Genomic DNA, 13419 nt, shown 5'->3' with positions numbered 1-13419 from the left:
ACGGTTGTATGTCCCCGCGGTACGCTGCTGACATGGGACATCGTGAGGATCTGCTCGAAGGCGCGAAGCGCTGCCTGCTGGAGAAGGGGTTCGTGCGCACCACGGCGCGCGACATCGTGAAGGAGTCGGGGACGAACCTGGCGTCGATCGGATACCACTACGGTTCGAAGGACCAGCTGCTCGCGCAGGCGTACATCGCTCTGGTCGAGGGGGTCTCCGACGACTTCGACGCCACCGAGCAGGCGACGACCGAGACACCGCCGGGTTCGCTGGAGCGGTTCCAGGAGGTCTGGTCGAACGTCATCGGCACCATGCAGGGGCCCGAGTCGATGTGGCGGCTCAGTATGGAGATCGTGGTCATGGGTGATCAACTGCCAGAAGTACGCGACCACTTGGCGCTGGCCCAGCGCGAGGGCGGGCGCGGCATCATCCCGATGCTCATGGGTGGCGAGGAGTCCGACGTCAGTGACGAGGACGTCGACACGCTGGGCAAGTTCTACATGACGCTCATGACGGGCCTCATCGCCCAGTGGGTGTTCGACCCCCAGACGGCCACGCGGGCGGACGAACTGACGGAAGGGCTGCGACGCGTCATGCAGGCCGCCGCCCGGTCGTCATAGGCGCGCCGCTTTGAGCGCCATGTGCAGCAGCAGCCGGTCCTCGCCCTCCGCCAGGTCCAGGCCGGTGAGCTGCTCGACACGCGAGAGCCTGTAGTAGAGCGTCTGCCGGTGGATGCCCAGTGCGGCCGCCGTGCGGCCCGCCTGGCCCGAGCGGTCCAGGAACACCTCGGCAGTGCGGGCCAGTTCGGCGTGGGACCGGTCGAGCAGTTCGCGTACGGCGGGGTCCTGCGCACGGTCCGCGGGGAGCGCGGTCAGCATGCGGTACGGGCCGATCTCCGACCACTGCGCGACCGGTCCGAGTCCGGGCTGCGCCCGTGCGGCGCGGGCCGCTGAAGTCGCTTCCAGCCAGGCGGTGTTGAGGTCGGCGAGCCCACGTCGCGGGGTCGCGAACCCGGCGGTCGCCCCGGCCGCGCCCGCGTCGGCGCGGAGTCGGTCCGCCGAGGTGCGGACGGGGGAGAGCGCGTCGGCCGACCGCAGGCGTACGAGCACGGCGAGCGCGGACGATTCCGCGGCCTCGTCCCCGTCGGCCGCGTCCATGGGGTCCCCACCCGCAGAACCTTCCGCCCCCGTACCCGAAGCCGCGCCGTCACCCTCGCCGCCCGCGCCCGCCGAGGCGGTACCCCTGCGCACCGTGCACAGCGCCGCCGTCCCCGGCAGTGACCTGGACGACGGGGCGTCGGCCGCCGCCCACGGACTCACGCACACCACCGTGTGCAGCCCCTCCGTGCCCCCGTCCCCCAGGGCGGTGCGCAGCGCGGCCACGGCCATGTCGTACTGCCAGCCGCGCTCCGCCGTCAGGACCGCGCGCAGCTCCCGCGACAGATCGGCCCCCGCCCGCTCCTCGTCCGCGAGCAGTGTGCCGATCCGCGCCGTGACCTCCATCGCGGCGGCCAGCTGCGTCTCGGTGGGGCCGGGTGTCGCGTCGAGCAGCCATACGTAACCGAGCACGATGCCCCGGTGGCGTACGGGAAGACAGATCCGCTCCCGGTTGACCCCCGCGTCCGGGGCAGCCGGAATGCGGACCGGGCCGGTCGCGCGGGCGATGCCGAAGCCCTCGAACCAGGCGCGGACCGCCGGTGTGGACTTGCGAGTCAGGATCGAGCGGGTCCTGACGGGGTCCATCGCGGTGTCGTCGTCGCTGTCGTGCGCGCCGAAGGCGATCAGCCCGAAGTCGCGGTTCTCCAGCGTCGCGGGGACGGCCAGCAGCGCCGAGATCTCGTCGACCAGGTCCTGGTAATCGCCTTTCACCCGGACATTCTCGCACCCCTTCAGACATATGTCTGAGATCCGGGCCACGGATGCGTGACAGCTGTCGATGGCAGAGGATCGGAGCGATCCTTAGGTTTCACGGTGGTTCTTCGCGCCGTTCCCGATTCGTTCGGTCCCGGCCTCCTTCTACCGCCGTTTCCGTGGAGGTGCCCCGTGCTGGGTCCCGTGATCCTCGCCGCGTCCCGCAGCGACAAGATGCGTCGTTTCGTCTCGGCCGCCCCGGGGACCAGGCAGGTCGTCTCCCGGTTCATCGCCGGTGAAACGGTCGAGCAGGTCATTCCGATCGTCAAGGAGACGGTCGCCAAGGGCCTCGAAGTCACCCTCGACGTAGTGGGCGAGGACATCACCACCCGCGATCAGGCCTACGCCGCGCGCGACGCCTACATGGAACTGATCGAGCACCTCGAAGACCTCGGCCTGGGCACGAAGGCCGAGATGTCGGTCAAGCTGTCGATGTTCGGCCAGTCCCTCGAGGGCGGCCACGAGCTGGCACTCGCCAATATCCGCCCCGTCGTCGAGGCCGCCGACTCCATCGGCACCACGGTCACCCTGGACGCGGAGGACCACACCACCCTCGACTCGATGTTCGCGATCCACGAGGAGCTGCGGAAGGACTATCCGCAGACCGGCTGTGTGATCCAGGCGTATCTGTTCCGCACCGAGGACGACGCCCGCCGCCTCGCCGAGGCCGGCAGCCGCGTCCGACTCGTGAAGGGCGCGTACAAGGAGCCCGCGACCGTCGCGTACCAGAGCAAGGCCGAGATCGACACGGCGTACGTCCGCATCCTCAAGACCCTCATGGAGGGCGAGGGTTACCCGATGATCGGGTCCCACGACCCGCGCCTCATCGCCGTCACCCAGGAGCTCGCCCGCCGCGCCGGGCGCAAACTGGACGAGTACGAATTCCAGATGCTGTACGGCATCCGCAGTGACGAGCACGTCCGGCTCGCGGCGGAGGGCCACCGGATGCGCGTCTACACGGCGTACGGAACCGACTGGTACGGCTACTTCATGCGCCGTCTCGCCGAGAAGCCGGCCAACCTGCTCTTCTTCGTCCGGTCGATGATCACCAAGGGCTGAGCCCTCCCACCCCTCATAAAGGAGTAACGGAACTCATGGACGCTGTGACCCAGGTCCCCGCCCCGGTCAACGAGCCGGTGCACGGCTACGCCCCCGGTTCCCCCGAGCGCGCCCGTCTGGAGGCCAAGCTCAAGGAGCTGTCCGAGAACCCGATCGAGCTGCCGATGACGATCGGCGGCGTCAGGCGGATGGGCGGCGGTGAGCGCGTCGACGTCGTACAGCCCCACAACCACAAGGCAGTCATCGGCACCTTCGCCGGGGCCACCCAGCAGGACGCGCAGGACGCGATCGACGCCGCGCTCGCCGCCGCCCCGGCCTGGCGCGCGATGTCCTTCGACGACCGCGCCGCGATCATCCTGCGGGCGGCCGAGCTGCTGGCCGGTCCGTGGCGCGAGACGCTCGCCGCCTCCACCATGCTGGGCCAGTCCAAGACGGCGCAGCAGGCCGAGATCGACACCCCGTGTGAGCTCGTCGACTTCTGGCGCTTCAACGTCAAGTACGCCCGCGACCTGCTCGCCGAGCAGCCGCCGACCAACTCGCCGGGTGTGTGGAACCGTCTGGACCACCGCCCGCTCGAAGGCTTCGTCTACGCGATCACACCCTTCAACTTCACGGCCATCGCGGGCAACCTGCCCACCGCGCCCGCCCTGATGGGAAATGTCGTGGTGTGGAAGCCGTCCCCGACGCAGACGCACGCCGCCGTGCTGCTGATGCAGCTCCTGGAGGAGGCCGGCCTGCCCAAGGGCGTCATCAACCTGGTGACCGGTGACGGCATCGCCGTCTCCGAGGTGGCGCTGAACCACCCCGACCTCGCCGGTATCCACTTCACCGGCTCGACCAGGACCTTCCAGCACCTGTGGAAGACGGTCGGCAGCAACATCGAGAAGTACCGCTCCTACCCGCGCATCGTCGGTGAGACGGGCGGCAAGGACTTCGTCGTCGCCCACCCGAGCGCCGACCGTGCCGCGCTGAAGACCGCGCTGACCCGTGGCTCCTTCGAGTACCAGGGCCAGAAGTGCTCGGCGTCCTCGCGTGCCTACATCCCCGCCTCGATCTGGAACTCCGGCTTCAGGGAGGAGTTCGCGGCCGAGGTCGACGGCATCACGATGGGTGATGTCACGGACCTGTCGAACTTCATCGGCGCCGTGATCGACGAGCGGGCCTTCGCCAAGAACAAGGCCGCGATCGACCGCGCGAAGGCGGACCCGAGCTGCACGATCGTCGCGGGCGGGACCTATGACGACTCGGTCGGCTACTTCGTCCGCCCGACGGTCGTGGAGTGCTCGGACCCGGCCAACGAGGTCTTCACGACCGAGTACTTCGGCCCCTTCCTCGCGGTCCACGTCTACGAGGACGACCAGTACGACGCGATGCTGGAGCAGATGGAATCGGTGTCGGCGTACGCCCTGACCGGCGCGGTCATCGCGAACGACCGTGCGGCGGCGGCCCACACGATGGAGAAGCTGCGGTACGCGGCGGGCAACTTCTACATCAACGACAAGTCCACCGGTGCGGTGGTCGGCCAGCAGCCCTTCGGTGGCGGCCGCGCGTCCGGCACGAACGACAAGGCGGGCGCCCCGCAGAACCTGATGCGCTGGACGCTGACCCGCGCGATCAAGGAGACGCTGGTCCCGCCGACGGACTACTCCTACCCGCACATGGGCTGACGTCCCTCGCGTGAACCCCTTCGCGTGAACCCCTGAACCCCGCCCCCGGCCCGGCCCCCACGCCGGGCCGGGGGCGGTCCACGTCGCAGCGGTCTACGCTGCTTGAAGGGGCACCGGAAGGAGGGCGTGATGCCAGGTTCAACGACGTTGAAGGCCGGGCACGGGGTCGATCCGGTCGAGCACACCGATGCCGTGCGGCTGGCCTCCGTACTGAGCGAACTGAACGCCCTGCTGACCGTGGAAGGGCCGAACCGGCTCAGCGACGCGCAGGTCAGCGCCCTGTGCGGGGGACAGGCGCATCATCGGCAGGAGTTCGGCGAGTTCATAGCCCGGCTCGCCCTGGACCTCGGCCGGAAGGTTGCGTCGTAGGCGCCTCAGTCCTCGGTCTCCGCCTTGGTCGCCGCCTCGGCGATGTGCTTGATCGCCGACAGCCGGGCGTCCCACTCGGATGCCACACGGTCCATCCACCGCGCCGTGACACCCAGCCGCGCAGGCAGCACCGTGTAGCGCGCCTCACGGCCCTCCCGGTGTCCGGCCACCAGGCCGGCCCGGGCGAGGACCGCGAGATGCTTGACGACGGCCTGCCGGCTGACCGGCAGCTCCGTCGCCAGGACCGTGGCGGTAGCCTCGCCGTGCGTGGCGAGGGCGTCGAGTATCCGGCGGCGGGTCGGGTCGGCCAGGGCCGACAGGACCTCCGTCACGGCGTCCTGGCTCGATTCCGTCGTCATGCGGCGAGCTGCTCCGCGTACTTCTGGAGGTTGCCGACCACCTCGGTCCAGCCTGTCGAGTGGCTGTCGTATCCGGCGGTCGCGGCCTTGTCCTCGGGGATGGAGAGGGCGGCGAAGCCGGTCTCCACCACGCGCAGACGGGTGCCGTCGCCGTCCGGGGTGAGGGTGAACTCCACCAGCGTGGAGTTGCCCTCGACGGCCTGCTCCCCCGGGAAGGCGCTCGCCCAGCGGTACGAGAAGTGGTGCGGCGGGTCGACCTTCACGATCGTGGTCGGGAACTGGCCGTACTCGCCGTGGTCGAGCTGCATGGTCCCGCCGGGGCGCAGGTCGACCGGGGTCGGCCTGCCCTGGCCGAACCACGAGCCGACATGCTCGGGCTCGGTGAGTACCGCCCACACGCGCTCCACCGGTGCGGCGATGGTGATCTCTCGTTCGATGCGGTCCCTGCTCATGATCCCTGCCTCCTGTTCGGCTGTGACGTGCTACTCGATGGTTGCACGTCTGGGATTGCAGTGCAACCCATCGGTTGCGCTTATGGCCTGAGAGGATGCCGGGCATGAGTCGGACGCTGCGCACCGCCCACACCTTCGAACTCGGCCCCGCCGAACTGCTGGAGATCCGCGCCCTGTTGACGGACGCCTTTGCCGGCACCTTCGGCGACGAGGACTGGGACCACAGCCTGGGCGGGATCCATGCGCTGGTGCACGAGGACGGGGAACTCGTCGCGCACGGCAGCGTGATCCAGCGCCGGGTGATCCATCGTGGCCGCTCACTGCGAATCGGCTACATCGAGGCCGTGGCCGTGCGCGCCGACCGGCGGCGGCGCGGGCTCGGCGGCCTGGTGGTGGAAACGCTGGAGCGGGTCATCGACGGGGCCTACGCATTGGGCGCTCTCTCCGCCTCCGACGACGGGGCCGGGCTGTACCGGGCGCGCGGCTGGCAGCTGTGGCCGGGCCGGATCGAGGCGCTCGGCCCGGGCGGAGCGGTGCGTCTCCCGGACGAGGAGGACTCCACCTATGTGCGGCCCGCCGCCGCCCGTCCGCTGCCCGACCCGTCCGCCGCGCTGCTCTTCGACTGGCGCGACGGCGACGTCCTCTAGCGTCCGTCCGGGTTTCGACACGGCCGGTGAAGTCTCGGCGTAAGGGCCCTGATCCGCGAGCCGAGAGCCCCCTCCGGGTGATCGCCGTCTCAGATAGTAGGAAGTCCGACTAATTGTGGAGACAGAAGCGCGTAGCTGTCCTAGCTTTGTAGAAGCCGAACGTCTCGCTCGATCCAGCGAATGGCGGTCGTGAGCACGTGCCCTTGAGCAGGCAACCCCTGCGGCACAGCTCCCCGCCCCTTCCGGCGCCTCGAATCAGAGTGATTCCAAGGAGTCGATCATCATGCACGCTGAGACCGCACGTCGCGTCCGCCGTTCCTCCCGTACGGGGGAGTCCGACCGCAAGAATGCCGCCGCCGCCCTGCAGCGAGCCCTCGACCGCAGGGACAACGGCGGTTCCACCGGCCACTAGGTCCTGCCCACTGCAGGGCCTCAGCTCGACGAACGCCTGACCTCGAAGTAGTCGATGCGCTTCCCCGCTCTCGGCGAGCGCGGAGACCTTCAGGGCCGGCGCCGTACCGGCCTCCGCCTCCACCCCCGATCGGCACAGGCTTGCCGACCTCGCCGCCCTTGATGGCGTCCGTTCGCTCGTAGTCGGATGAACGAAATCCAAACCGGAGTTGGTTGATCCGTGGAGCTCGGGTCGTCCAGATGGTGGACGTCGCATGTCATTGGATGGGACGCGGAGTAGGGTGCCCGACATGTCTCGCAGCATCAATCTCGCAGTGATCCCCGGTGACGGCATCGGCCAGGAGGTCGTGGCCCAGGGCCTGAAGGTCCTCAGAGCCGTCCTCCCACAGGATGTGAAGCTGGAGACCAAGGAGTACGACCTCGGCGCCCGGCGCTGGCACCGCACCGGAGAGACCCTCCCCGACGCGGAGCTCGACTCTCTCAAGAACCACGACGCCATCCTGCTCGGCGCGATCGGCGACCCGTCCGTGCCGTCCGGTGTGCTGGAACGCGGGCTGCTGCTCAAGCTCCGCTTCGCCTTCGACCACTACGTCAACCTGCGTCCGTCGAAGCTGTTCCCCAACACCGCGACCCCGCTGGCCGGCCGTCCCGACATCGACTTCGTCGTCGTCCGCGAGGGCACCGAGGGCCCGTACACCGGCAACGGCGGTTCGCTCCGAACCGGTACCGAGCACGAAGTCGCCACCGAGGTCAGCCTGAACACGGCGTTCGGTGTCGAGCGCGTCGTCCGTGACGCGTACGAGCGGGCGAACGCCCGCCCCCGCAAGAAGCTGACGCTGGTCCACAAGAACAACGTCCTCGTGTACGCCGGCCACATGTGGAAGAACATCTTCGACAAGGTCGGCACGGAATACCCCGAGGTCACCACCGACTATCTGCACGTCGACGCGGCGACGATCTTCTTCGTCACCCAGCCGGAGCGCTTCGACGTCATCGTCACCGACAACCTCTTCGGTGACATCCTCACCGACCTCGCCGCTGCCGTGACCGGCGGTATCGGCCTGGCCGCGTCCGGCAACATCAACCCGACGGGAGCCTTCCCGTCGATGTTCGAGCCCGTCCACGGCTCGGCGCCCGACATCGCGGGCACCGGCAAGGCCGACCCGACGGCCACGATCCTGTCCGTCGCCCTCCTGCTGCGCCACCTCGGCTTCGAGGCCGAGGCCGTGCGTATCGAGGAGGCCGTCTCCGCGGACCTTGCGGGCCGCGACGGCAGCACGGTCCGTACGACGGACGAGATCGGCGACGCGCTCGCGGTACGAGTAGCGAGCTGACCCGACGCCTCCACCAAGCCGCCGGGTCGCAACCGCACCCGGCGGCTTCTCCTGTGCGGCCTCCGGGTGCCACCATTCATCTCTGGATCGCATTCACCCCGTTTCGTGCACGGTGCCCCGCGGGCGATAATCGAACGCGGGCCGCGACATGCGGGAAAGCTCGGACGTCCTAGCAGTCGCAGCGGCGTGAGCGCGGTCCGTCACAAACAACCGGTGAAGGACACTGCACTCATGACGACGCCCACGATCGAGCTCAAGCCCTCCTCGCACCCGCTGTCCGACGCGGAGCGCGAGGCGATCCTGGTCAACCCCGGATTCGGCCGCCACTTCACCGACCACATGGTGACGATCAAGTGGACGGAGGGGCGTGGCTGGCACGACGCGGAGCTCGTCCCGTACGCGCCGCTGTCGATCGATCCGGCCAATATGACGCTGCACTACGCGCAGGAGATCTTCGAGGGCCTCAAGGCCTACCGCCGCCCCGACGGCTCCGTCGTGACCTTCCGCCCGGAGGCCAACGCCGAGCGCTTCCAGAGGTCGGCCCGCCGCCTGGCGATGCCGGAGCTGCCGGTCGAGACCTTCATCGCGGCCTGTGACGCACTGGTCCAGCAGGACAGCGCCTGGGTGCCCGCACACGGCGGCGAGGAGTCGCTGTACCTGCGCCCGTTCATGATCGCCACCGAGGTCGGCCTGGGCGTGCGCCCGGCCAACGAGTACCTCTTCATCGTGATCGCCTCACCCGCCGGCGCGTACTTCCCCGGCGGCGTCAAGCCGGTCTCCATCTGGCTGTCCGAGGACCGTGTGCGCGCCGTCCCCGGCGGCATGGGCGACGCCAAGACCGGCGGCAACTACGCCGCGTCCCTGCTCGCCCAGGCCGAGGCCGCCGCGAAGGGCTGCGACCAGGTCGCCTACCTCGACGCCGTGGAGCACAAGTGGGTCGAGGAACTGGGAGGCATGAACCTGTACTTCGTGTACGGGAACCGCATCGTGACCCCCGAGCTCACCGGCTCGCTGCTCGCCGGCATCACCCGTGACTCGCTCCTCAATCTCGCCAAGGACCTCGGCTACGAGTCGGAGGAGAGCCGCGTCTCCATCGACCAGTGGAAGGCCGACACCGAGAACGGCACGCTCACCGAGGTCTTCGCCTGCGGCACGGCCGCGGTCATCACCCCGGTCGGCCTGGTCAAGTCCGCGGGCGGCGAGTGGAAGCAGTCCGGCGGGCAGCCGGGCGAGGTCACGCTGAAGCTGCGCAAGGCGCTGCTGGACATCCAGACGGGCAAGGCCGAGGACGTCCACGGCTGGACCCACCAGCTGGGCTGACGCCGGCCGCTGTATGTACGAAGGCCCGCCACCGGTGTGAACCGGGGCGGGCCTTCGACGTCCGTGCCGTCCCCGGCGCCCCTCGTCAGGCGGACGCCTCCACCGTGGTGGGTTCCGGCACTCCGGCCGTGGCGGTGGCCGGAGCCCTCAGGGTCAGCAGCAGGTAGGTCAGGCCGCCGACCATGCCCGAAAGGATGAAGCCGCAGTCCACCCCGCCGGTCAGGGCGAGCAGCGGGTCTTCGTGGACGGTCGTGGAGGCCGCGGCCAGGCCGGCCGCCGCGCCCAGGGCCCAGGACGCCGTGGCGCTGATGTTCCAGCCCGCGCGGTACCAGTAGATGCCGCCCCGGACGCGACTGTTTGAGTGACGCTCAATATGACTCGGTGGGGAGTGATACATCAATGCTTCCCTGAAGCGAAACTCATGGTTAGAGTGTCGTTCAAACAGGAGGTGTGGTGACGTGCGACTGACCCCGACCGAGCGGGACCGGCTGCTGATCTTCGGCGCCGCCGAACTGGCCCGGGCCCGCCGGGCACGCGGCCTGAGGCTCAACGTCCCCGAGGCCACCGCGATCGTCGCGGACACCGTCTGCGAGGCCGCGCGCGACGGACGCAGGCTCGCCGAGGCGATCGAGGCCGCGCGCGGCGTGCTGGGCCCCGACGACGTCCTCCCCGGTGTGGCGGACGTGGTCACCGAGGTCCATGTGGAGGCCGTCTTCGACGACGGCTCACGGCTCGCCGTGGTCTCCAGCCCGATTGGCGGCGGCGGTCTGGGAGCCGGCGCACCCGGTGCGGTCCTGCCCGGCCCCGCCGGCGCCGAGCCCGAGCCCGCCCTGCGGCTCCCCGTGCGCAACACCGCGGCCGTCCCCGTCAGCGTCACCTCGCACTTCCACTTCTTCGAGGCGAACCCCCGGCTCGACTTCGACCGGGCCGCGGCCTACGGCATGCGCCTGAGCGTTCCCGCCGGATCCTCGGTCCGCTTCGACCCGGGCGCCGAGGCCGAGGTCGGCCTGCTGCCCATCGGCGGCGACCGGATCGCGATCGGCTTCGCCGGACTGGTCGACGGCCCGCTGGACGCGCCGGGCGCGAAGGAAGAGGCCCTGCGGCGCGCGGCGGCCTGCGGCTACCGAGGAGCGGAGGGCGCCTGATGGACCCGCAGGAGTACGCATCCGTGCACGGCCCCCGCGCCGGGGACCGCGTCGTCCTGGGCGACAGCGGACTCGTCGTCCGCGTCGAGTCGGACGCCCAGAAGCCCGGCGACGAGTTCCTCGCCGGTTTCGGCAAGACCGCGCGCGACGGGCTGCACCTCAAGGCTGCGGCCGTACGCGAGACCTGCGACGTCGTGATCAGCAACGTTCTGGTCATCGACCCCGTGCAGGGCATCCGCAAGGTCTCCGTCGGCATCCGGGAGGGCCGTATCGCGGCCATCGGGCGGGCCGGGAACCCCGACACCCTCGACGGTGTCGACGTGGTCGTCGGCACGGGCACTTCGATCGTCCCGGGCGAGGGCATGATCGCCACCGCCGGCGCCGTCGACACGCATGTCCATCTGCTCTCGCCGCGGATCATGGAGGCCTCGCTCGCCTCAGGCGTCACCACCGTCATCGGCCAGGAGTTCGGGCCGGTCTGGGGTGTCGGCGTCAACTCGCCGTGGGCCCTGCGGCACGCCTTCAGCGCCTTCGACGCCTGGCCGGTCAACATCGGCTTCCTCGCCCGCGGTTCGTCCTCGAACGACGCGCCGCTCGTCGAGGCGCTCGCCGAGGGCGGCGCGTCCGGATTCAAGGTCCACGAGGACATGGGCGCGCACACCCGCGCCCTCGACACCGCCCTGCGGGTCGCCGAGGAGTACGACGTCCAGGTCGCCCTGCACAGCGACGGCCTGAACGAATGCCTGTCGGTCGAGGACACCCTCAACGTCCTCGACGGCCGTACGATCCACGCCTTCCACATCGAGGGCTGCGGCGGCGGCCACGTACCGAACGTGCTCAAGATGGCGGGCGTGCCGAACGTCATCGGCTCCTCCACCAACCCGACCCTGCCCTTCGGCCGGGACGCGGTCGCCGAGCACTACGGGATGATCGTTTCCGTACACGATCTCAAGACCGACCTGCCCGGCGACGCCGCCATGGCCCGTGACCGGATCCGGGCAGGGACGATGGGCGCGGAGGACGTACTGCACGACCTCGGCGCGATCGGCATCACCTCCTCGGACGCGCAGGGCATGGGGCGCGCAGGCGAGACCGTACGCCGCACCTTCGCGATGGCCGGGAAGATGAAGGCCGAGCTGGGACCGATGGAGGGCGACGGCGCGCACGACGACAACGCGCGCGTGCTGCGCTACATGGCCAAGCTGACGATCAACCCCGCCATCGCGCACGGGCTCGCACACGAGATCGGCTCCATCGACGTGGGCAAGCTCGCGGACATCGTGCTGTGGAAGCCGCAGTACTTCGGGGCGAAGCCGCAGCTCGTCCTGAAGTCGGGCTTCCCGGCGTACGGGGTGACGGGCGACCCGAACGCCGCCACCGACACCTGCGAACCACTCGTCCTCGGGCCGCAGTTCGGGTCCTACGGAGCGACCGCCGCGGACATCTCGGTCGCCTTCGTCGCCGCGGCCGCGATCGAACTTGGCTCCGACATGATGCCGACCCGCCGCCGCCGGGTCGCGGTGCGCGGCACCCGCGGTATCGGCCCGGCCGACCTGCGGCTCAACTCCCGCATCGGCGAGGTGGGAGTGGACGGCCGCACCGGCCTGGTCACACTCGACGGCGGCCCACTGCGCTCCGAACCCGCCGACTCGATCTCCCTCAACCGCCTCTACTTCCTGTAAGGGATTCCCGATGACCTTCCGTATGCCGCCCGAGTGGGCCCCGCACGAGCGCACCTGGATGGCCTGGCCCGGCCCGAACGTCACCTTCACCGGCGACGACCTCGCCGCTTCCCGCCGCGCCTGGGCGTCGGTCGCCCGGGCGGTGCGCCGCTTCGAACCGGTCACGATGGTCGTCGGGCCCGGCCAGGCGGCAGGGGCACGCGCGCTCCTCGGCCCGGACATCGACCTCGCCGAGTGCGAACTGGACGACGCGTGGATGCGCGACACCGGTCCGACCTTCGTCACCGACGGGAGGCAACTGGCCGCCGTGGACTGGGTGTTCAACGGCTGGGGCGCACAGAGCTGGGCCACCTGGGACCATGACGCGAAGATCGCCCGCCATGTCGCGGACCTCGCCGGCGTGCCCGTTCACAGCTCGCCTCTCGTCAACGAGGGCGGCGGCATCCACGTCGACGGCGAAGGCACCGTACTGCTCACGGAAACGGTGCAGCTGGGCCCGGAGCGCAACCCCGGCTGGACGAGGGACGAGGTCGAGGCCGAGATCCACGGGAAGCTCGGCACGACCAAGGCGATCTGGCTGCGGCGCGGCCTGACCGCCGACTACCCGCCGCACGGCTTCGGCACCCTCGGCCACGTCGACATCGTCGCCGCCTTCGCCGGTCCGGGCGTCATCGTCGCCCACACTCAGCCCGACCCGGCCCACCCCGACCACGAACTCTGCAAGGAGAACGTGGACATGCTCAAGCTCCAGACGGACGCGCGCGGCCGCCGCATCGAGATCGTCGAGATTCCCGCGCCGACCCTCACGCGGGCCGAGGACGGCCGCTGGGCCGACTACTCCTACGTCAACCACTACGTCTGCAACGACGGCGTGGTGCTGTGCGCCTTCGACGACCCGCGCGACGAGACGGCGGCGGGCATCTTCCGCAGGCTGTACCCGGACCGCTCGGTCACGCTGGTCGACGCCCGGACGATCTTCGCCGGGGGCGGCGGCATCCACTGCATCACGCAACAGCAGCCAAGGGTCTCATCGTCCGCCCCGCCCGTCGGTTCGTGATCAGGTA

14 protein-coding genes and 1 pseudogene are annotated in these 13419 nt (G+C 70.0%); 11 read left to right on the top strand and 4 right to left on the bottom strand.

Going from position 1 to position 13419, the window contains the following annotated elements; translation table 11 throughout:
• Positions 1–32: 32 nt before the first annotated feature.
• The gene (locus tag FBY35_RS10240) at positions 33–620 is read left to right on the top strand and encodes a TetR/AcrR family transcriptional regulator (RefSeq protein WP_142213486.1); all 588 of its coding nucleotides are present in this window, start codon (positions 33–35) and stop codon (positions 618–620) included.
• On the opposite strand, the gene FBY35_RS10235 is transcribed toward FBY35_RS10240, so the two are convergent.
• Positions 615–1868, bottom strand: a complete 1254-nt coding sequence (locus tag FBY35_RS10235) for a CdaR family transcriptional regulator (protein ID WP_142213485.1) — start codon at positions 1866–1868, stop codon at positions 615–617. The two genes, FBY35_RS10240 and FBY35_RS10235, sit on opposite strands and share 6 nt — an antisense overlap.
• A gap of 174 nt (positions 1869–2042) precedes the next feature.
• Between FBY35_RS10235 and FBY35_RS10230 the strand changes: the two genes are divergently transcribed.
• The 3 genes from FBY35_RS10230 to FBY35_RS10220 all read left to right on the top strand — a co-directional run bounded on the left by FBY35_RS10230 (position 2043) and on the right by FBY35_RS10220 (position 5005).
• Positions 2043–2969 carry a proline dehydrogenase family protein gene (locus FBY35_RS10230; protein WP_142213484.1) on the top strand — a complete coding sequence of 309 codons (927 nt, stop codon included), beginning with the start codon at positions 2043–2045 and terminating at the stop codon, positions 2967–2969.
• Positions 2970–3004: 35 nt separating this feature from the next.
• On the top strand, positions 3005–4636 hold the full coding sequence (gene pruA / locus FBY35_RS10225) for an L-glutamate gamma-semialdehyde dehydrogenase (protein ID WP_142213483.1): 1632 nt from the start codon (positions 3005–3007) through the stop codon (positions 4634–4636).
• Positions 4637–4765: 129 nt separating this feature from the next.
• Positions 4766–5005: a hypothetical protein gene (locus tag FBY35_RS10220; RefSeq protein ID WP_142213482.1), complete on the top strand. Its 240-nt coding sequence runs from the start codon at positions 4766–4768 to the stop codon at positions 5003–5005.
• 5 nt (positions 5006–5010) lie between these two features.
• Here FBY35_RS10220 and FBY35_RS10215 read toward each other — a convergent pair whose 3' ends face one another.
• Together FBY35_RS10215 and FBY35_RS10210 are read right to left on the bottom strand one after the other, a co-directional pair.
• Entirely contained in the window at positions 5011–5364 is a 354-nt protein-coding gene (locus FBY35_RS10215) for a helix-turn-helix transcriptional regulator (protein WP_186356900.1), read from the bottom strand.
• Entirely contained in the window at positions 5361–5816 is a 456-nt protein-coding gene (locus tag FBY35_RS10210; protein ID WP_186356899.1) for an SRPBCC family protein, read from the bottom strand. Before FBY35_RS10210 ends, FBY35_RS10215 begins: the two co-directional genes overlap by 4 nt.
• A 104-nt stretch (positions 5817–5920) precedes the next feature.
• Between FBY35_RS10210 and FBY35_RS10205 the strand changes: the two genes are divergently transcribed.
• The 4 genes from FBY35_RS10205 (at position 5921) to FBY35_RS10195 (ending at position 9528) form a co-directional block, all read left to right on the top strand.
• On the top strand, positions 5921–6463 hold the full coding sequence (locus FBY35_RS10205) for a GNAT family N-acetyltransferase (RefSeq protein ID WP_142213480.1): 543 nt from the start codon (positions 5921–5923) through the stop codon (positions 6461–6463).
• Between the two features lie 283 nt (positions 6464–6746).
• Positions 6747–6875, top strand: a complete 129-nt coding sequence (locus tag FBY35_RS37055) for a hypothetical protein (protein ID WP_260848570.1) — start codon at positions 6747–6749, stop codon at positions 6873–6875.
• Positions 6876–7164: 289 nt separating this feature from the next.
• The gene (locus tag FBY35_RS10200; protein WP_142213479.1) at positions 7165–8208 is read left to right on the top strand and encodes a 3-isopropylmalate dehydrogenase; all 1044 of its coding nucleotides are present in this window, start codon (positions 7165–7167) and stop codon (positions 8206–8208) included.
• 231 nt (positions 8209–8439) lie between these two features.
• The gene (locus FBY35_RS10195; protein WP_142213478.1) at positions 8440–9528 is read left to right on the top strand and encodes a branched-chain amino acid aminotransferase; all 1089 of its coding nucleotides are present in this window, start codon (positions 8440–8442) and stop codon (positions 9526–9528) included.
• Between the two features lie 85 nt (positions 9529–9613).
• Here the strand turns inward: FBY35_RS10195 and FBY35_RS10190 are convergent.
• Positions 9614–9886, bottom strand: a pseudogene (locus FBY35_RS10190) (cytosine permease); the annotation flags it as partial.
• Between the two features lie 100 nt (positions 9887–9986).
• Here FBY35_RS10190 and ureA point away from each other — a divergent pair.
• Genes ureA through FBY35_RS10175 form a run of 3 tightly spaced genes read left to right on the top strand, consistent with a single transcriptional unit; the run spans position 9987 to position 13412 of the window.
• Complete coding sequence (ureA, locus tag FBY35_RS10185; RefSeq protein ID WP_142213476.1) at positions 9987–10673, top strand: urease subunit gamma; 687 nt, start codon at positions 9987–9989, stop codon at positions 10671–10673.
• Positions 10673–12355 carry an urease subunit alpha gene (locus FBY35_RS10180; RefSeq protein ID WP_142213475.1) on the top strand — a complete coding sequence of 561 codons (1683 nt, stop codon included), beginning with the start codon at positions 10673–10675 and terminating at the stop codon, positions 12353–12355. Before ureA ends, FBY35_RS10180 begins: the two co-directional genes overlap by 1 nt.
• Before the next feature lie 10 nt (positions 12356–12365).
• Positions 12366–13412 carry an agmatine/peptidylarginine deiminase gene (locus FBY35_RS10175; protein ID WP_142213474.1) on the top strand — a complete coding sequence of 349 codons (1047 nt, stop codon included), beginning with the start codon at positions 12366–12368 and terminating at the stop codon, positions 13410–13412.
• Positions 13413–13419: the final 7 nt, after the last annotated feature.

It is taken from the genome of Streptomyces sp. SLBN-118, from assembly GCF_006715635.1.
Lineage (GTDB): Bacteria > Actinomycetota > Actinomycetes > Streptomycetales > Streptomycetaceae > Streptomyces.
The sequence above is the reverse complement of the archived record's forward strand: the minus strand, read 5'-3'. Positions and strand labels throughout refer to the sequence as shown.